The organism is Paenibacillus pabuli NBRC 13638 (assembly GCF_001514495.1).
Lineage (GTDB): Bacteria > Bacillota > Bacilli > Paenibacillales > Paenibacillaceae > Paenibacillus > Paenibacillus pabuli.
Genome location: NZ_BCNM01000001.1, coordinates 1 through 22,996, shown reverse-complemented (window position 1 = coordinate 22,996; position 22,996 = coordinate 1). Strand labels below are relative to the sequence as shown.

Annotated in this window: 1 protein-coding gene and 1 pseudogene; both read right to left on the bottom strand. The window is 49.5% G+C overall.

All coding sequences use genetic code 11. The annotated features are described in order from the left end of the window. Window positions 1–11: 11 nt before the first annotated feature. A pseudogene (locus tag PPA03S_RS00010) lies at window positions 12–12,089 on the bottom strand (SDR family NAD(P)-dependent oxidoreductase); the annotation flags it as partial. Window positions 12,090–12,321: 232 nt separating this feature from the next. Further along, window positions 12,322–22,929 (bottom strand): SDR family NAD(P)-dependent oxidoreductase, encoded by a 10,608-nt coding sequence (locus PPA03S_RS00005; protein ID WP_217998905.1) that lies wholly within the window; start codon window positions 22,927–22,929, stop codon window positions 12,322–12,324. Window positions 22,930–22,996 lie beyond the last annotated feature (67 nt).

Here is a 22,996-nt window from a genome sequence, read left to right as displayed (position 1 = left end):
TTTGATCTTTTTTAATCTAATTTTTTTGAATTCTTGCGTGGGACTCTTGCTTTTGCTTTGGTACTTTTTTGGAAGGATTGAACATCTTTTTCCGTGACCCCTTCATTTGAATACAACTGCTGGCAGAAAGCACCTATTCGATCCGAGCTTGCGGGATTGGACAACAGCATCATATGGTTGGAAACATCGATGTCAAACAAATTAAAATTCGGGATATTCTGCTCCCATACTTTCCAATAAGATGAATTATTCAATTCGATGCAATCTTCCGCCGTGACAAAGTAAGGTTCAAGTTCACCAAAGAAATGTCCGCTGCGATTGCGGAAATAATAACATGCCACAGCATCTCGATCGGCAAGCGATTGAACTTGGTACTGGTCTGCCTGATATGCCTGCTGAACTTTGATACATTGCTCAATGAGCTGCTGGAGATGCTTCTCATTTTTGAAAAGCCCTCTGGATTTCGCAATTTCTGTTAAGTGTTTAAGAAAATCCTCATTACTCAGTTCCATGTTGATTTCATCGCGGTGAATTAACGTGTCTGCAATTTTCTCCGGTTGATGAAGAATCGAAGACATGAGCGACATATTTACAGACTGTAAAATATAACCTTTGTCCGAGGAAGTCATTTCGTCTTCATCAGAGAGATAGATCGAATCAAGCATCACCATGCTGTTTACCTGGTCACCCTGATTCTGAAGTAGCCTGCACACCTCATATGCAATCAGGCCGCCGAGAGAATAACCGCCAAGATCATACGGCCCTTCTGGCTGAACGGTTTTTATGACATGCACATAATACATCGCCATGCCTTCGATCCCATATAACGGAGAGCGGTCCGTCATCCAGCCTCTTGCCTGGATGCCATAGAAGGGTCGCGTACACCTGGATGCAATAACCTGATAACCTTCAACCCCACCCATTGCGGCGTGAAACCAGAAGACGGGTCTGCCTTCAGAAGCATGATTCAGCCGAACAAGTTCGGGGAATTGAGGCCATGCCTTAACAGCTGATTTCAAAGAGCCATTTGTTTTCTCCTCCGGTCCGGTGACGCTGAAACTTGTTGGCTTGGCTTGAAGCATTGGGGTCTGATTTAATCTGTCTGTCAGACTTGCTTTGATGTCTGCCAAAGTCAAACAATGTTGCAAATCGGCTGCATTGATTTCAGGATTCAGTTCTGTTTGCAATCGTTGAACCAACTGGATGAACACAATGGAGTCCATTCCATATTGCACAAGAGGTGTCGATTCATGAAGTTCACCACTTTGCAATCCAAGCAGATTCAGGATTATGGCTGTGATGCTGTATTCCAGTGATGTATTCCCGGTTACATCCATACTGGAGTCAAAAGCCCCTTCCACTGGACTGGAAATGACCACGGATTTGGTATGAGCAGGAGTGAGGTCAACCCAGCACCTTCTCTTTTCAAATGGATAGCCAGGCAATGAAATGATGTGAGCAGGCTTCCCTTCATACAGATTTTCCCAAGAAACGTTGCCTCCTTTGGACCAATACAGTGCAATTTTATCAAGGCTGCCCTCAGCCATGAAAGCTCTCAATATTTTTTCGCCTGTGGTTCCTGATAACAGCTCCTTCACTGCCGAGTCTTCTTCCGCCCTTCCAGCAAACATCGGACAAGAATCAACCATGTTTTTATTTGCCTTTTCCGCTTTCAAAAACTTCTTTAACCCATGAATGAGTTCTTTTTTGTTGCTCACAATGAGCGCCAGCCGCTCCGGCAATGCTTCTCTGCCAACTTGCAGCGTATATGCTACATCCCTCAAGCTCAGCTCGTTATTTAATATGATCGTATTCAGCAGTTGTTGTGCGGCGGCCTGCAAGCGTTCCTTGTTCAAAGCCGACAGAATCACAACCTGGGTCACCAAATCTTCACTCACTGCACTTTTTTGGCCTGTCTCTGCGGCGACGTACTCTTCAATGACCACATGTGCGTTAGTCCCGCTGATGCCTGTGGTGCTAATCGCTCCCATTCTTGATGCATTGGACTGCGTTTTCCAGGGTCTGTTTTCTTTATGGATATTCAGATTGCCAGCCAAGCTCATGTTGATATGTCGATTAGGCTCTTCATAGGAATGGAGAGCAGGGATCGTTTTATGCCTCATAGCCATCAACATCGTGATGAGGCTAACCAAACCGGATGCCGCAAAGGTATGTCCGATTAAAGGCTTAACGGAGCCAATCGCCACGGATATGTCCTGATCGTTGTAAGAACCATACACATTGGATAATGCCTGCATCTCAATTGCATCCCCGATCGGTGATCCCACACTTTGCGACATGATGAACTGCACGCTGCGTGGATCAATCCCATACCGTTTGTACACCATTTTCATTAACTCTGCCTGTGACTCAGGATCAGGTGCAGTCAATCCATTGGTTCGTCCGCTGTAATTAACACCACTGCCTCTAATTGTGCCATAAATAGGGTCTCCGTCCTGAATGGCCTGTTTCAAGGGTTTGAGCATCAATGCGGTCACAGCCTCACCTGGCACCATACCGTTAGCACGTTCATCAAATACGCGGCACTGGCCGTCGGGGGATAACATGCCTGCCCGATGGAGAGCTGTGTGAAGCATGGGAGACAAAATCAGACTCACCGCCCCGGCCAAGGCCGTCTCGCACTCTCCGCTTCTTAGCGCCTGACACGCCTGATGAAGAGCTACCAGCCCTGAAGAACATGCGGCCGTGATTGCCATATTCGGTCCTTTCAGATCCAGCGCATATGCAATACGGGCTGCAAGTGTGGCATTTTGATTACCGTTAATCGATCCTTTGTCTGCTGTCAAATAACCATACTCGCCTTCTTCAACCCCAACATATACACCACAATTCTGGCCACGGATACGATCCCCCATATAGCCGGCATCCTCCAGCGCATGCCATGCCTCTTCCAGAAACAGACGTTGTCTGGGATCCATCATCGCTGCTTCATTCGGTGAAATATGGAAAAACATCGGATCAAAGCGATCAATATCCGCCAGATACCCTCCCCATGCTGGGATACCAGCGTCCTCCTCAGGTCCATCCTTCCCCCCTTCCGTGGTCCAACGGCTGCGAGGTAATCTCGAAATACAGGAAGAACCTGATTCGACATTTGTCCACAAATCCTCGATGGTGCCTGCCTGCGGAAACCTACCGCTCATGCCGATGATCGCTATGGTCTCTTCCCTGTGAAGTTCGGAAGGTTCAGGGACAGGATGCTCCATTGATCCGTCAAGCTGCTCCATTACAGATGGAGTGGTGTTTCTGTCTGTATTGAAGTGATCTTGTATTTGTGTTGGATATATGGTTGACATCATGTTGTACCTTGCTTCCATTTCTTCGGAAAAGGTCGTGATCAGATGCTGAGAAAGTTTGTTTAAGGTGGAATGTGCAAAAAATACGGTTGGCGACAATTCAAGTTGGAGTTGCTGACTCATAAGCTCAGCGAATTCTGCCAGACTGATCGAATCAAAACCATAATCCGCCAGATTCCGGTCCGGGTCCAACTTGGTGTTTTCCATTTTCAACAGTTGGGCAGCCCAGCCTCTTAGTTCTTGCCCTACACATTCCTGTAAAGTCTTGCCTACCCGTGAATGTGAATTCCTTACTTCGGCCTGATCCTGATTTCTCGCTTTTGTGCGCAATCCAGGAGAAGACTGCTTGGAAACCGGTATGTCCAAGCCCAAAAAACGATGTATCCGGCTTGGCCTTCCAGGCAAAACAAGCTGATGCGTACCGGACTGTTTGATCACCTGGTCAAAAAAAGCGATCCCCTCATCCTTTTCCAGAAAACGCAGTCCACTTGTTCTCAGATACATGTCCGTACCTTCTGAGGTCCTGGAGCCCATACCGCCTTCTCTCCAAAGTGGCCATAGTATAGAGAGGGTACGGATATTCTGATCCTGTATCTGGGCATACGCCATCTGAAAGCGATTGGCGACGGCGTAGTCACAAGAACCAAAGTCCCCCAACAGCGCCGAAGAGGAAGAAAAGTAACAGCGAAAAGCCAGAGGTTCGTTTTGCAATGCTTCATCCATGACAAGCAATCCTTTAACTTTGGGACGTAACACTTGATCGAACTCTTGTATGCTTTTGGACAGCAAGGTGCCCTGACTTTCCATTCCGGCGGCATGGATCCATCCGTGGATATCGCCACATTGCATCTTTGCGGATTGCAGCGCCCTTGTTACTTCCGCCGCTTCACTCACATCTGCCTGAACATATATGACCTCACTGCCATTTTTTCCGAGGTCCTTGAGCAACTGCCTTTTCATCACATCCAGCGGAGATCGCCCCATCAAAACGAGATGGATTCCCTTTGAAGCCCAGGCTTTTGCGAAAATAATACCCAATCCGCCTAGTCCACCTGTAATCAATACAGTCTGTCCAGGCTTCGGATAACGGGTATGCTCATCAGCATGTTCCGTCAAATCAACTTGCTTCACTCGACTTACCAATCGACGTCCATGCTCATAACGAACACTTTGCGGCGATTGGGATAACAGTTCATCCCACAGCAGGTTCGACAGGTCCGTAAATGTCAGCAGATGCGAGTCCTGTCCTGCATGGAAGCTGCATACGCTTAATTTTGTCTTCTTCATAGAAAGACCTAATGAACGTTCAAAGCCGATCCATGAGTCGAGATAACATTGATCCAGCGCAGTAGCATGTTCTCCAGCCAGTAAAATACGTTTGGGCTGTATGTTCTCCTTAGCCATCGCCTGGATCATATGCACAATCGGACTCATTTCACGTATATATTGGGCATCATCAAACGGCCACAGATACAGAACCGCATCAATATGATCTTCTTGCTGGGCGATCATACGAAATTGTTGAACGTAAGTCTCCCGATCCATTTTCCCAGCTTCGTCACCTGCTTCTTCAACAAAATAGATCTTTGTATCCGGACTGCGACGAGCCAGCAATTTGCGAATGATGGACTGTTTGTTTTTATCAGATAACAGACATATCAATCCCCTGACCTTTTCTCCAGCCAACTTGGCTGTATCTGATTCAAGGCGAGGTGTTTCTTCCCAAACTTCTTGAAAAGCAAGCAACTCCGTCGGTTCTTCCGTTTGTACGTGCTGACTCACCGAACCGAATTGTTGTCTTTCGGCCAGGGAATCCGAATCGGATTTTCTGACGGACGGATATGGCACCCAATACTTTTCCTTGGCAAATGGATACGTGGGCAAACTTAGTCTGGAAGGTTTATCTTGATCATCTTTATATAAATGCTCCCAACGAACCGGATACCCATTAGTCCACAGATCCAGCACCTTTCCATAGGAACCATTTTGCAACCATTGGTTTACGATTTCCTCCGTACCTTCGTCCATGCTAAACAACAATGCTTCTTTTCCGCCTTGCACACCGGCCTGATATATTAATCCTTCTGGCAGTTGTTCCATATTTCCATTCAGTGCTGTGCTCAGCTTTTCCTTCAGATCAGCGATGCTCGAAGTCAGCACTCCCAATCGCTCCTCCATCGCATTACGGCCCACTTGTAACGTATAGGCCAGATCGCGGAGATCAGAATCCATATATGAACCGTGCTGCAATCTTTTCAGCAGCAAATGTACCTGCTCCTGAAGCTGACCTTTATTGCGTGCTGACAGAACAATCATAGCCGGATATTCACGTACCGCCGAGTGATTCTCCTCTTTTTTATCCAATTTCCCCGTATACTCTTCAAGAATGACATGAGCATTGGAACCGCCAAAACCAAACGAACTGACCCCCGCTCGTCTTGGCATCGCCTTTCCGTCCGCATTAATAATCGGCTTCCATTCCTGCAGATCACGAACAAGGTAGAACGGACTGTCCTCCAGTTGCACGTAAGGATTCACTTCATCCAGATGAAGATTTGGAGCCAGTTTTTGATGTTTTAATTGCAGCAGCACTTTAATTACACCTGCAATTCCAGCAGCCATCTCCAAATGCCCTATATTGCTTTTTACAGAGCCCAATCCGCAATGGGCCTCACCCATTTGGCTATCCCCTGTGTGTTCATACAGATTCCTAAACGTCGCTTTAAGTGCATTGACCTCGATTGGATCGCCCAAAGGAGTACCTGTGCCGTGTGTTTCGATATAACCTACCGTTCTCGGATCAATTCCTGCTTTTTGGTACGCTTCGAATAACAATTCCGTCTGAGCTTTGGGGTTGGGTGCAGTTAATGAATTGGCACGGCCTCCATGGTTTTCGTTTGTTCCCCGGATAACAGCATAGATATGATCTCCCGCTTCCTCGGCATCCTTGAGAGGTTTGATCATCAACATGCCGACCCCTTCACTTCGAACATATCCATCAGCCTGAGCGGAGAACGTTTTACACCGACCATCACTGCTCAACATACCTGCCTTAGTTAAGCTTATATATCCTTCGGGTGTCAAAATGGTATTAATACCGCCTACCACGGCTGCATTGCAATCCCCGTTCCTCAGTGCAGTGACTGCGCGGTGGATCGCAACCAGCGAGCTTGAGCATGCGGTTTCAACCGGCTCGCTCGGACCATGAACGTTAAGAAAATAACTCATCCGGTTCGGTCCAACCGAAGGTACAATTCCCGTGGAAGTATAGCTGTCCACAGCCATGCCTGAAGACGCGATGAGATTGCTGTATCCTGTGCCAGCCGTTCCCACGAATATGCCCAGCTTGCTGCCAGAAAGGCTTTGCGGAGCATATCCGGCGTCTTCAATCGCTTTCCACACATACAGCATCAGCAGCCGCTGCTGCGGGTCCATAAGTTCCGCCTCACGGGGAGAAATACCAAAAAATCCGGGATCAAATTGATCCACACCCTCAATGAACCCTCCCCAGATCATGTCGAGATTGCTCGCCTCGTCGAAGGAATCCCTTTGATACATATACTGCTCCTGGCGCGACATGGGAATTTCCGTAATGCAATCCCGTTGTGCTGCCAGATTGTCCCACAGCTCGTCCGGGTCAGCAGCCATCGGGAAGATGCCACTCATACCTACGATTGCAATGCCTTGATCCTCCATGACATTTGCAGGCTTCGCCCTTCCTTCTTCCGAGACATGTTTTCTTATAAATCGCCGGGAAACCAACGAATCTGCTCGTTTAGCCTCGCTCTTCGCTTGGGTATGAACCCTCTCAGACGAAAATCTTGTTAAGAATTGCTGTTTATAATTACGTGTTACATATTCCGAGAAGGCTTGCAGCGTCGAATATTCAAAAAACAGTGCCGGGGTGAGACTCATGTTGAAATTCTCGTTCAGGGTGTTGGTCAGTTCAGTCAGCATGATGGAATCAAGTCCATACTCCCCAAGTTCAACTTCAGGGTCAATTTGTGTAACCTGCACCTTAAGCAGCGCCGATATCATAGAAGCCATCGTTTCCCTGACCTTATTGCCAAGCCAGGCTGTTTCCGTATGCTCCTCTGTGTTGGCTGGCTGTCCCGCCTGCCGTGAATCATGAGCATGGGGAGAAGACAGAATCTTCTGTCTCAATCGAGTCACTTCACCTGCCGCGACCCATACCTGACTTCTCCCACTTGCCAGTGCCTGATTCAAGGCTGCGGTTCCTTCTTCCTCGCTCAGAGGACGCATGCCCGTCTGTTTTTTCAAGCTGCGTAATTGCTGTTCATTGACCTGCATACCTCCCGATTTCCAAAGAGGCCAGTTCACCGATAACGTTTGTCCAGTCCGCTCTCCTTTCTGGACAAGAGTATTGCGATAAGCAGCATAACGATCCATGAAAGCATTGGCAGCCGCATAGTCTGCCTGTCCCATGTTCCCCGTCACACCTGTACCGGAAGAAAATAAAATCATGACATCCAGATCATCCATCCGTGTTGCTTCATCCAGATAAACTGTCCCTTCAACTTTGGATGCTAGCACCTCTCTGCACTCTGCACCTGTTTTATTTTCAATCAGACGGTCCCGAATAATGCCAGCTCCATGCAGAATGCCGTTCACTTTCCCATAGGTATGACGGATCATCGACAGCACCGTCTGAACATTCTCTTCATGAGTTACATCCATGGTCATGTATTGAATATTGGCGGGCAGTTCCTGAACCCTCTGTCTGGCGGCAGTGGATAACGCTGGAGCCCGGCCTGTCAAAATGATTGTTGTCCCGGTAGCCTTGAGTGCGATATCCTGTGCAAAAATGGGGCCAAGACCACCGCTGCCTCCAGTGATAACGTACACGCCCCCATCCTGCCACGGATGGGCCGAATGATGCTCATGGCCTTTCCGATTCGAATGCTCCTCGATGGGACTCACTGCAGCGGGGGATACTTCCTGAACAAGTTCCTTCCATGATGCCCGATACATTTGGTTCTCCATATATCGCAAGTGATCCTCATCCGGCAAATTTGCACAGGACTTAAGCCGTTCCACCCATTGTTCCGGTGACGTATCACGCTGCATTTCAACAAGTTGGCAGCGCACCAGTGGATGTTCAAGCTGAACGGTACGGAGCAGGCCAGACAGCCCTGTCCACAGTCTCGATTGTCCGGCATTGTCAGGGATGACAACCTGAATGAATTTGCTTCCTTCCTGACGAAGGCTCTCCCCATCTTTGAACTGATCCAGCAGAGCAAGCACATAGGCTTCGTAACGTTCTGCAACGGTCCCTGCTGCACCAAGTTGCTTCAGGGACACCCCAGGCATTTCCCGTTTAACAACTTCGCTCATCGTGACATCTGCCCACTCACCACATAGAATAATCCGGTGTTCGCTGTATGAAATCGGTGCGGAAAGAGACATGTGGTTCGAAACCGTTTCCCAATACGGCTCCAAAAGTAACAGACCCTCCATCTCGGGTACACTCACGGTGACCTGTTCCATCCAGACCAGAACCTGCCCAGCGTTATTGGCTATAGCAACGTCCAGCCTGAGATCAGTTTCAACGGCTCCAGACGAATCATGATGTGGCGTTGTGCCCAGACGAATCCAGACCCAAGCAGGTTGTCCATCCAGCACTACCTCCAAGGAATGGAGCGATTTTAATGCAAAAGCTCTCCTCAGGTTCACTTGACCCTGTTGTTCACAAAGTTCACATAATCCAGCTTGAATGGCGTCTTTCAGCATTTCCGGATCAATGGTCATGTTGGTAGATCTTGTGGTTTCATCGGATGCGGATATGTGGAGCAGCACTTCTCCATTCCCCTTATAACTTTGTTTCACACGGCCCGTCTTCTGCCTGCCAGACCATACATTATCCGCCTCTGGAGTAGCTGAGCTGGAGTTCAATTCACACCGCTGGCGTATCGCTTGCAGGTCAAACCTTGTCTGTTCAAAGGCAGAACTTTCCGCTTTGGAGACGGTTCCCGTTGTTAACAACTGCCTTTCCTTGCTGCTTACACTGCCGATTTCGAAAAAAAGTTCTTCCTGATCTTCTTCAGCGTATATTTCAACTTGAATCTGTAATGGAAACTCCTTGTTCAAGTTGTTGGTGTCATGCTGTACCCACTCCACATCGGACAGTCTGAGTTTCATCACGGATTGCCCATCCCCGCCTGACGGCTCCATCGCATACCGCGCCGCCGCAAGAGCCATTTCCATACAGGCAACATCGGGAAATGAGCGTTTGTCCGAATTCGCAGAAGTTTGCAAAAATGACTCCGTGCCAGTGAAAAGGGAGCTGTAGCGCTGTGAATATAAGTTGGAAATGTTACGGTGTACAAGCGGATGCAGAACCCCTGCCGAGTTGAAATAATCATCTTCGAATCGCTGCGGACTCCGGGCATCCGGGATAGGAACCCAATACTTCTCTTGGGCAAACGGATACGTTGGCAGACTGATTCTGGCTGGTTTCTTCCCATCATACAGGGCTGACCATTGGACAATGAACCCCTTTGTCCAGATCTCTGCAACTTTGCCCAGCTTGCCACGCAGGTACCACTTATGGACCAGTTCCTGCATTTCCTCGTCTTCCGTTAGTGACAGGAGTGTATCCTTGCGTTTGGCATGCCCTCTGTAGGTTTCAATCCCGTCATAGCCAGTGACTGCTCCTTCTTGCATGTAATGAGCCAAGGCAGTCTCCAGTTCAGCCAATGTTCCCACAATCAGGGCCAATCGCTCCTCCATGGGCTCGCGTCCTACCTGCAATGTGTAAGCCATATTAGCCAAATCGTTCTCTGCATACTTTCCTTCACGCATGGCCTGAAGCAATTGATTCACTTGTTCACGCAATCGCGCTTCGTTTCTGGCGGACAACACGATGATCGCAGGGTGTTGTCCGGGAATTGCGGTTGTATTTTTTTCATGATTCTCCTGATTCGGAATATATTCTTCCAAAATGATGTGTGCGTTCACACCGCCAAAACCAAAGGAGCTTACTCCTGCTCGTCTGGGCATTTCCCTGCCATCCCGATCTCTTGGAGCAGCCCATTCTCTTGTTTCCCGCACAATGTAGAACGGACTGTTGTCCAGTTGAACATAAGGGTTGATATGATCCAGATGCAAGCCTGGTACGAGTTTGCCATGTTTCATCTGGAGCAACACCTTCATGACACCCGCTACACCGGCAGCCATCTCAAGGTGTCCAATATGAGATTTTACAGAGCCCAAACCGCAATGTGGTGTGCCGAGCGGTTCATCTCCGGATTGGCGAGCCAGCTCTTTAAAAGCGGCCTTCAGGCCGTTTACTTCAATCGGATCACCAAGAGGCGTACCGGTGCCATGGGTTTCGATGTAACCAACGCTTCTTGGATCAATACCCGCTTTGCGATAGGCCTGGATCAATAGATCCGCCTGTGCCTTCGGATTCGGTGCCGTTAATGAGTTGGCCCGTCCACCATGGTTCTGACTCGTCCCCCGAATCAGTCCATAGATGTGATCACCCGCTTGTTCTGCATCTTTCAGCCGCTTGAGCATCAGCATGCCAACACCTTCACCGCGAACATACCCGTTAGCCTGTTCGGAAAAGGTTTTGCAGCGTCCGTCTTCACTCAGCATCCCTGCACGGTTAAAGCTGATATGCCCTTCCGGGGTCAGGATGGTATTAATGCCGCCAACGATGGCTGCATCACAATCCCCATTTCTCATTGCTGTTACTGCCCGGTGGATGGCAACCAGCGAGCTTGAACAAGCCGTCTCGATCGGTTCACTTGGACCATGTACATTCAGAAAATAGCTCATTCGATTGGGTCCTACGGATGGAACAATTCCGGTTGAGCTATATCCCTCAATAGCCATTCCTGAGCGGGAAATCAGACTGCTATATCCCGTTCCAGAGGTGCCTACGAATATACCCAGATTACTTCCAGACAAGCTTTGGGCAGCATAGCCCGCATCCTCAATGGTCTTCCATACATAGAGCATCAGCAGACGCTGCTGGGGGTCCATAAGTTCTGCTTCACGAGGGGAGATGCCAAAAAATGAAGGATCAAATTCATCCACCCCATCTATAAATCCGCCCCATTTAATGTTGGTTTTATTCGATTCCTTTAGGGGATCTCCATATATGGACTTCCAATCCCATCGTGACAATGGAATCTCGGTGATACAGTCTCTTCCTTCAATTAAATTTTCCCACAGCGCATCCGTATCCTTTGCCATCGGAAACCTTCCTGTCATGCCTATGATCGCAACAGGCTCAAACGTTGTTATCGCCCTATCTGCTTGCTGAAAGGTTTGAGAGCGACCTTCCTGGGATCGCGGGTTGGGGTCTCTCATCAGACGGGAGTTCCCATGCTTTGCGTTTTCCTGAGCTTTATGAAAGCTCTCATCATTTACGGAAGTTCCAGCATTCTCAGAAGTCTCAGTGTTCCCAGAAGTCTCAGTGTTCTCAGAATTGTGAGCCATTTCGAAATGATTCGGTGACCTAAATCTGTTCTTCCTTATGGAATCAGATATTGTGGACGCAGACGAAATATGTGTTTGCTGGACATCTCCTGCCTTGGCAGGAGATGTCCAGAGTTCTGCAAATTGATCAACATAGGTTTCCAACACATAGTCTGTAAATTGCGCCACAGTTGAATGCTCAAAAAAAACGGCCGGGGTTAGATTCAGTCTGTAGTTCTTGTTCAGGGAATTGCTCAGTTCGGTTAACATAATGGAATCAAATCCATACTCACTAAGCTCCACATCTGCTTCAATTTCCTCCGGCCTTACCTTCAACTGATCAGCCACAGTCTGAGTCAGAATTTTGCGTGTCTTTTCATGAAACTCGGCATCGGCCCTAGCGGTATTCCCGGGGTCCTGAAGCTCGCCGGTAATCCGGGTGTGTTGAATTTGCGCTTTCAGAGAGGTCAATTGATTGGCAGCATCTTGCGGATTCAGTTTACGTGCTCTGATATCATTGTATATTTGATACAAGTCGTCTTTCATCCGATCACTCCTATTCCTTCATGAACGCTTCAACAAATTGCGCTTCCGTTAGTTCCCCGTCCAGAACACGATTAATCAGTTCCGAATAGAGGTCTTCTCTGTGCTCGTCCTCTTCGGGAACAGCTGTATTTAGGGAAGAGGACATATCGGGTGATTGTGATTTTACAGTTCTGATCTTTTCCCGAATGCGTTCAGGGTCCCCTGCCATGACCATCACCCTGGAAGAACCAGATGACAGGGCAAGGGTTAATGCCTTTATTCCCTGATGCGAATGCAGGGGTCTCATTCCCATTTGCCGCCACATCATTTGTTTGACAGATGAGTCCACCTTCATGCCGCCTTTTTCCCATAATGGCCAGTTTACGGACAAGGTCCTGCCGCTTCGTTTGCCCTGACTCACCATCGTTTCCCGGTATGCTGCGTAAAGGTCCATGAATGCATTGGCTGTAGCGTAATCACTCTGCCCCATATTGCCGAGGACCGCAGTTCCAGAGGAGAACAGGATGAAGAAATCCAATGTCTCCTGCTGTGTAGAACGATCCAGGTGCACAGTGCCCGCCACTTTGGGTTTCATAACCTCACGCCAGTCTTCCTCTGTCTTGGCAAGAAACAAACTGTCTCTGATTCGTCCTGCTGCATGAATAACACCGTGGATCGCGCCATAGACTTGTTTAATGCTATCCACAAGGTTCTGCACGGCTTCACCATCCGCTATATCAACCTGCAAATAGTCCACCTGCGCCCCCTGCTCTCGCAGTACTTCAAGAGATTGTTCCATCAGACCGTCCATCGGTGAACTGCCCACGAGAACAAGCGTTGGATGCTTGGCCTGCGTCGCGATCTCTTGTGCAAATATACGTCCAAGACCACCCATACCGCCTGTAATGAGATATATACCATGATCACGCCATAACCGTTGTTCAAGAACAGTGGAAGGATCAATCTCCTGCCAGTCTGCCAGTTCCCGTCGACGGCCCGTATAACGAATCCAGCTATCCTCACGTTCGCAAATGTCCCTATCCAGCATCTGCAACATATCCTTATTGTTCAACTGCTCATCCATTTCGATCAACTGGCCTGCAACAGCCGGATATTCGAGTTTAATACATTGCAACATGCCCGACAGCGCACCGTACAAATGTCCGTTATTAGGCACAACGACCTGTACAATCCGCGGTGTATTCGATTCACTGGACAGTATCGCTTGAAGTTGGCCAAATAATTGCAAGGTGCCTTCCTCAAACCACTTTTCGGGACTGACCATTCCCTGATCCAACCCAATCGGTATAAAGGATGCTAGCGGAAATTCATGCTCCAGCTCACTCAGCCTGCAAGCGAATGCACCACATAAAATAACGATACGCTCAGCGTCTGGAGTCTCCCGGTTGCGTCCAGCCTCTTCCACATGCAATTCCCGCCAGTAAGGCTGTAACAGCAGCATTTCAGACTGAGGGGTTGTGGCAGCACCTGACGCTGTGGATTTTGGATCGGGAAGCTGTCTGGAGGAAAAGCCAATTAAACGAACACAGACACTTCCTCTCTGATCAAACAAATCAATATCAAACGTCATTCCTTTCCCTTCGGGACTGGAATCGGAGCTGTAGCGTACCCATGCCCACATGTCCTGAGCACACGCTTTGTATATTTGAACCTTCTTTAAGGCAAAAGGAACCGAAGGCTGTCGTGTACCTGCATCATGACCTGCCTTTTTTCCAGCCGGATCAGGATGCTCCAGCATTAGACCAATAGAGGCCTGCAACGCAGAATCCACCATACAGGGATGAAGTAAATATGAGTTCATTTCCGCGAGCAAATGCTCAGGCAGCCTCAGTTGGGCCAAAACCTCCCCTTCCCCGATGAGTAATTGCTGTATCCCCTCAAATGCGGGTCCATACTGGATACCGGCTTGTCGAAATGCCCTGTAACACTCTTCACCCGTCCAGACCGATCGGCTGCATGCAGCCACCAGTTCGTTCAAATCATGAATTGGAGCCGACTCGGCTTCTTCATTCCATCCTAGCTGTCCTTGACTGTATACATGACGTTTTCTCTCAACCTGCTGGTCTTGCCGGAATATCTCATAACTTATAAGCTCAGGATTCTCTGTGACAGGATTCAATCCTATCCCTACCTGAATACGTTTATGAATAGCTGCATCGCCGTCCATGACTACAGGACTCATCCACACCACATTTTGCAGAAAAACAGATCGTGTTCCAGCAGCGGTAAGCTGTAATGCAGCCCGGGCCATCTCTAATTGGGCCACTCCGGGAAGTACGGAGACTCCTTGAATGATGTGATCCCTAAGGAAAAATTCTGTTCCATTAAAAACCGAGCTGAACCTTTGCTCATTAAAATCAGACGTATTTTGCTGCACCAGGGGATGAAGAGAAGTCCATGAGCGCTCCCGCGATGGCTGCTGTTCTCCATGCTCCCTTTCCTTAGGCGCCATCCAGTATTCCTCTCTGGCAAAAGGGTACGTTGGCAGACTGATCCGTAATGGAGGCACATCGCCATACATCTGTCCCCAATTCAGATCATAGCCTTGGGCGTACAGATCAGCCAACATATGGAGAATATCCCTCCGTTTTTCCGGGGTCAGACTGCTTTCGGAGCTTTTGATAATCCATTCGTTCCCATGCTCCTGTAACAGCTTTTGTCCAGAAAACCTTCTTGGCACCACGCCCTCAAATAAAACCGCTGACTTGGACTGACCCCGCTGCTTCAACATGTAAACGGCGTCTTCCCTGGACTGCACAACCACCGCACAACGGTGACGGAAATGCTGTCGTCCCTCCAGCAGCGTGTAACTGATTGCCGCCAGATCCGGCTTCTCTTCCCATTCCAGTACGGTGATCATATCCTCCACCTTGCGCTGTAGTGCCTCTTCTGTTTTGGCTGACAGCGCCAGCAAATAATACGGCGCTGCATTTCCAGCCATATGTTTTTGCCCATTACCTTCATAACTTTCAACCACAACATGCACGTTGGTTCCGCTCATGCCAAAGGCACTCACAGCTCCCAATCTCGCCTGCTCCGTTCGTGGCCAAGGCCGATTGCTTTTGTTCACATAAAAAGGACCCTCCGACCAGCGGATATACTCACTCTCTTCCTCACAGTGCAGACTTGCCGGAATCGTCTCATAGCGCATCGCCTGTACCAGGCTAATCAGGCTCACCACACCCGAAGCAGCTAGGGTATGACCCAAATTCGTTTTTACCGACGTTAACGCACAGGATCCTGGCGCCATATTCCGTCCTTTGTAAGCTTCCTGCAAAGCATTGATTTCGACCGGGTCTCCGAGGCGTGTTCCCGTCCCGTGGGTCACAATGTACTGCATGTTCTCCGCCCGAATGCCGTACCGGGTATACACTTCATTCATCAGTGCTGTCTGTGCCACACCACTCGGCGCAGTGATTCCATTGGTTTTACCATCATAGTTCATGCCGCTGCCCCGAATGACACCGTAGATCGAATCCCCATCCGCCTCAGCCTGCGATAAGGTCTTTAATACAACAACCGCGATCGCTTCTCCCGGAACCATGCCATTGGCACGCTGGTCAAACGCATGACAGCGTCCATCCTCGGACAGCATGCCCGCCTGGGACATCGCTTCAAGTCCCTGCTCACTAAGCAGCAGACTCACCCCTGCCGCAAGAGCCGTGTCGCACTCTCCCGCACGCAGGCTGGCACAGGCTTGATGAACAGCCGCCAACCCCGAAGAACAAGCGGTATTAATCGCCATATTCGGGCCATTCAGGTCCAGCAGATACGATAACCGGGCGGCCAAAATGGCATTGTGATTGGACGTAAGCGGCCCGTCCAGGCCGACAAACTGCAAATATTCATTATTCTCCACCCCGACAAACATGCCGACCCGGCCGGAGGAAAGTTGTTTTTTGCCATAAGCGGCATCCTCAAGCGCTCTCCAGGACTCCTGTAACAGCAATCGCTGACGCGGGTCCATGGTCTCGGCCTCGCGTGGAGAGATTTCGAAGAAGCGGGGATCAAACTCCCGTACCCCTGGTACAAGACCGCATTTCCAAGGTTCACGCCCATTACGGGTGGAAAACCGATCCTCCGGTGCGCCTTTTATCGCTTCCTGACCCTGACTGATCATGGACCACATCTCGTCTACATCACGCGCTTCAGGGAACCTTCCGCTAATGCCAATAATGGCAACAGGCTCCGTGAATTGATCCCTTTGGTTCTGGTTCTGACTCGGTGATGTTGAGCGAAGCTCGGATGCAGCGAAGGATTTGCCGCCAATCCATCTTCCGGAACGTCCAGATCGGTAACCTCGGTCCGCGACATTGGATTTCGTGTTGGTCATGACTTTCCTTTCCTCGTACATGCCAACTAAAATATCCCGATGTTCATTTTCCAGATATTCAGCCAGTCCTTTCAAAGTGGAATGTCCAAAGAATATCGATGGTGTCAGTTCTGCTCCGTAATGACGGCTCAACCGTGCTGCATACTCCGTCAAGCTGATGGAATCAAATCCAAATTCCGCAAGATTGGCTTGAGGGTCCAATTCTTCGTGAGGTATCTTTAACAGCTCGCTTGCTATTTCACCAAGCTCCCATTGCGCGCATTCAGCGACCGTTTTGCCACGCAGCTCCACACGGAGCTCCAACGCAGCGGCCGTCTGGTTCAAGTTCGGATTCCCGACTTCATGCGAAGTCTGAGATGTGCTGGCAACCTCATCAGTTGTGAATTCAACACCCAGAAAACGATGTATGCGTTCCGGGTTCCCTGCCATAACCAGTTGGTGAGCGTATGGTTCATTTAACATTTTTTGAAACAGGGCCACCCCTTCATCTTTTTCCAGAAAACGTTGACCGCTCGTTTTGAGATACATGGACGAAGCATTCTTTTCACCCGCGCCCATTCCGCCTTCTCTCCAAAGCGGCCAGTTAATGGATAACGTGTGAATAGGGCCGGATCGATGCTGCTCTTGGGCATAGGCCATCTGGAATCGATTCGCCACAGCATAATCACAGGAACCGAAGTCTCCCAAAATAGCCGATGAAGAAGAGAAATAACTGCGGAACTCCAGCGGTTCGTTACTCAGCGCTTGGGCCAATGCCAATGTTCCCCGGATTTTGGGATCAAGCACACGTTCAAAATCAGCTGCTGATTTATCCAGCACACTTACCCGGCTTTCAATCCCGGCGGCGTGGATCAGTCCGTGAATGGTACCAAATTTGCTTCTGACTGCCCGTACCGCTTCTTCGACTTGTTCCAGTACGGCAACATCAGCCTGAACATACATGGCCTGACTTCCCGCCTCGATCAATTCATCAAGCCTTTGCTGCTTCACGGAATTCAGAGAAGATCGGCCCATCAAAACCAGATTTACACCCAGCGGGGCCCATGCTCTGGCAAAAGCGAGGCCAATTCCTCCCAAACCGCCTGTAATCAAATATGTCTTTCCTGGTAACACGTATTCTGTCCCCTGTTTGTAGTGCTCGGCAGATGGGATTGGTCGGATACGGCTTACTTTGCGCTGATGATTCTCATACCGTACGCTGCATCGCTGGTTCGACCTTAATTCCTGCCACAGCCGTTCACTCCACCATTTCCAGTTCACTTCGTTTATGGATTCCACATCGCTGCTGAGCACCTGTAATTTCGTATGGGGCATAACGAGCCCCAGGGAACGTTCAAAACCGATCCATGCATCCAGGTAACACCGCTCGATCCCTGTTCTGTATTCTCCTGCGAGCAAAATTCGCCCAGGCTTGATCTTCTCTGCTGCCAATGCTTGAAGCAAAAGTAAAATCGGCTTTGTGTCCCGCAGCAGCAGTGGTTCCTCCAGTGCCTGCATGTATAGTACAGTATCCACGTTCCCATATTGCTGTCTGATCTCCTGAAGCGCTCCCCTGTACTTCGCAAGATGAACGGTATCCGTCTCTTGTCCCCACAGTGCCGGATCGATGAAGACCAGCCGGATATCAGGACTGTGCTGCTTCATCAGCGAAACAAACGCTTCCTGATTCTCCTCACGGGAAAGTATACATAACAGGGTCTGCGCTTTCTCTTCATGATGAAGTCCAGGCTCCGATTCCTCCCATATTTCCTCAAAAGCCATCAGAAGGGTATCATCAGCGATTTTGTGTTCTTTCTCCGTTCTCTTCAGGTCCTCCGGCTTCTCCCTTTTCGCCAGATTCTTCTGCACCTGCAAACCCGCAATGTGGGCTACCACCTGTTCCTTCTCATCACAGAACGTAACGTCCAGCCCAGAGCCAGACTCCCTAACCCATATCCACAGCGGATGCTGCAAGCGGTTTGCCGTAAACTCCATGGATTCCATGGAGAGCCAGGTATGTTTTTGTTTTTCTCTCAGCAACTCATGTATACTCGACTCGCCGATCTCTCTTGCTGGCATGGCCTTGTTAAGATAATCTGCTGCCTTTACCGGTCTTGTCTCAAAGATGTTAGCCGCCAGTGATACGGCTTCAGTCAGCGACTTCGGAGTATATAACAAAGTCCCATCCTGATCATGGCTTTTAGCTGAGAGCTTTATTAACACTTCATTTTCGCTGGTATAACAACAGACAATGGATGGCCCTGTATGTTCTGAAGATAGGTTCGCAGTCTCCAGATGTGTACATCTATCCATAATGGACCGCATGTCCATAGGTGGATTCACGATTTCGTCCAGTGGTTCATATTCAATACGGCCCCTGCTCCATAACTCTTCATCGCCCTCAGCTTGTTCACTGAATATTTCATAGATTAAAGATTGATTCGATTCTGGAATAATCACCACATGAACCTCCAGCGCCTGCTCTGTCACCACAACTGGATTGACCCATTGATGGTTGGTCAGCTTCATTTGGACCAGAGCCTGGTTCATCTCGCCCGCTCCCGTTAATGCATATTGCGCAGCAGCCCGGACCATCTCCAAGTGGGCTGAATCCGGCAGACATTTGTAACCCGATTCCATATGGTCATGTAACAGCGGATCTTCCTGTGCAAAAATAGAGCTATACCGCTGCTCGCGCAGCGTTGACGTATTCCGGTGTACAAGCGGATGGAGCTTAGCTGTATGAAGCTGCTCGTTCAACCGGCTTGCTCCAGGTGATGACTGGATCACCCAGTATTCTTCCTGGGCAAACGGATATGAAGGCAAATGAATGCGTTCAGGAACAGCCTCGCCGTACATGTTCATCCAATCCAATGTGTAACCCTGACAGTATAAATCCGCCAGCACATGAAGAATGTCACGGTATGCCCCGGTTGCGGTCGCTTGAGTTTCATGCTGAAGTTGATGCAAAAGCTCATGACCGTGTTCCCGAACAATGCGCTGTTCAATAAACTCTCTGCCCACTGTCCCGCGAAACATCTTCCCGTTATTTTCTTTCGTACCGAACTGTTTCCAGACATGCACAGCATCCGCCCGGGACTGCACAACCACCGCACAACGGTGACGGAAATGCTGTCGTCCCTCCAGCAGCGTGTAGCTGATTGCCGCCAGATCCGGCTTCTCTTCCCGTTCCAGTACGGTGATCATATCCTCCACCTTGCGCTGTAGTGCTGCTTCCGTTTTGGCTGACAGCGCCAGTAAATAATAAGGTGCCGTATAGCCAGAGCTTTGGTTTTGCCTGCTGCCTTCATAACTCTCAACCACGACATGCACGTTGGTTCCGCTCATGCCAAAGGCACTTACCGCTCCCAATCTCGCCTGCTCCGTTCGTGGCCAAGGCCGATTGCTTTTGTTCACATAAAAAGGCCCTTCCGACCAGCGGATATACTCACTCTCTTCCTCACAGTGCAGACTTGCCGGGATCGTCTCATAGCGCATCGCCTGTACCAGGCTAATCAGGCTCACCACTCCCGAAGCGGCGAGGGTATGACCCAGATTCGTTTTTACCGACGTTAACGCACAGGAGCCTGGCGCCATATTTCGTCCTTTGTAGGCTTCCTGCAAAGCATTGATTTCGACCGGGTCTCCAAGGCGTGTTCCCGTCCCATGGGTCACAATGTACTGCATGTCCTCCGCCCGAATGCCGTACCGGGCATATACCTCAGTCATTAGCGCCGTCTGTGCCACACCACTTGGTGCAGTGATTCCATTCGTTTTGCCATCATAGTTCATGCCGCTGCCCCGAATGACCCCGTAGATCGAATCCCCATCCGCCTCAGCCTGCGATAAGGTCTTTAACACAACAACCGCGATCGCTTCTCCAGGAACCATGCCATTGGCACGCTGGTCAAACGCATAACAGCGTCCGTCCTCAGACAGCATGCCCGCCTGGGACATGGCTTCGAACCCCTGCTCGGTAAGCAGCAGGCTTACTCCTGCCGCAAGAGCCGTGTCGCACTCTCCCGCCCGCAGGCTGGCACAGGCTTGATGAACAGCCGCCAGCCCCGAAGAGCAAGCGGTATTAATCGCCATATTCGGGCCATTCAGGTCCAGCAGATACGATAACCGGGCGGCCAAAATGGCATTGTGATTGGACGTAAGCGGCCCGTCCAGGCCGACAAACTGTAAATATTCATTATTCTCCACTCCGACAAACATACCGACCCGGCCGGAGGAAAGCTGTCTTTTGCCATAAGCGGCATCTTCTAGTGCTCTCCAGGATTCCTGCAATAGCAATCGCTGACGCGGGTCCATGCTCTCGGCCTCCCTTGGGGAGATTTCGAAGAAGCGGGGGTCAAACTCCCGAACCCCTGGCACAAGACCACATTTCCAAGTGGCATCCTTTTTACTGCTGGTGAATCGATCCGAGTGAACGGTCTTAACAGCCGTTTGTCCATTTACGAGAATCGACCACATCTCATCTACATTGCGCGCTTCGGGAAATCGTCCGCTGATGCCAATAATGGCAACAGGTTCATCGGCCGTTTGCATTCGACGTGTATCTCTCAAACGCCAGTACTTGCCAGATGCTTGTCTTTGGGCGTTAGGCTTTCGGGCTTTGGAACGATGCTGTGCCGCTTTGCTTTTTAAGGGTGCGGCTTGCTCTGTATGCTTTTCTCCGGTTTGAATGTCATGATCTGCATATTGATCCGTGATGGCCTGCTCGAATTCTCGCTCCAGATAATAAGCCAATTCATGAAGTGTGGTGTGATCGAAAAATATGGATGGTGCCAGATCCACTCCAAAATGCTGATTAAGAACGGTGGCGTATTCAGTCAGGCTAATGGAATCAAATCCGTATTCCGCGAGATTTTCATTGCCATCAATCAGTTCCCTTGGAATTTTCAACGTTTGCCCTGCCAGTTCCTTTAACTCCCATCTTACACATTCCGACGTTGTCAGGCCCAAGAGCTCCGTTCTTCTACGAGAAGCCATGGGAGCAGATGCAGCCTCTTTTGAGAGGGCCAAAGTTTCTTTCTCGGGTTCAACAATTGAAGATTCCATAGCAAATGCACTTGCACCTGCAGCATCCGAATGGACCCCCATTCCTTCATTTCCCGCCTCGTCTGATATGGTTGTAAAACCTGTTTCCAAGCCCTGAATATTTAACACTACGCGTCCTTCTGATGAATACAAACGAATGTCAAACACTTCAAGCCCCGGTGTCCTGCCTGCCCGCTCTCTCCTGTCCACTCTCGCCCAAGAAACAGTTGATCCGCCAATGGCTGCATCAAGTCTTTGAAGGCATTGAATGTAAACAGGACGTGAAGCAGACATATCCAACTGCTGCTTTGCTTCATTTTCGCTTCCCGTCCAGCCCAGTCCCCCATATACGGCAAGGTGAACTGCATCTACTGGCAGTTTGTACACTGGTGGTGCAGATAGCGCATCCGTTGCATGTTCAAACTTGATCAGGATATGACTTTCCCCCGTATATATACGTTCTACCGCATAAGGAGATGAGGACAAGGCTGGCTTTGGAGCTTGGTTTGCAAAATCGGTGATCGACGAATCCAGCTCAGCAGTGTAGAGAACATCAATAGATCCAACCTCCAGAGCATCTGATGCTGTAAACTCAGAAGCCACCTTTTTGGCCATTCCGCTACTGTATACTGGCTGGTTGCCCTCTGGATTTTCACCATATATGGCGTATCCCACTGTTAAATGGGGCTCGGATTGCAATGAGATGTGTAACGGAAGCGGCTGATCAGACACGTAAATTGAGCTGTCCCATACCACATCCTGCAATTGGATCGATAATTCAGATTCTTTTGGATCATGATGATCAGGTAACGCCAAATCCAGAGCCGTATAGGCAATTTCCAGATGAAGCAAGTCAGGCAATAATTTTGTTGCCTGTTCTTCATGGATATCTATAAGCACAGGCGAATCTATCGTGAAGAGTGAACTGTATCGCTGCTCATGAAGATCCGAAGTATTGCTGTGCAGAAGTGGATGGAGCATGGCTAACCCGTCATTTCCAATTACGTTGGAGTTGGACGATGCTTCCTCTGATTTCATTGGAGCCCAATAACGATTTCTTGCAAAGGGATAGGACGGCAGACTGATTCGACGCGGATGCTGCTGTCTGTTTTCCCCGTATAACTCCATCCACTGGATCACGGCCCCTCGTGTCCACGCATCCAGTACATGCTCATAACGACCCTGGGACAGCCAGCGCTTCACATTCTCTTTCATATCTTCCTCATCGGTTAACCAACCCGGATTCTCCTGCCCTTGCTTCACATGCCCCTGATAATACTGGCTCCCTTTGCCTTCCGGTACTGCCTGACTGGCCTGTTCCACATAGCTG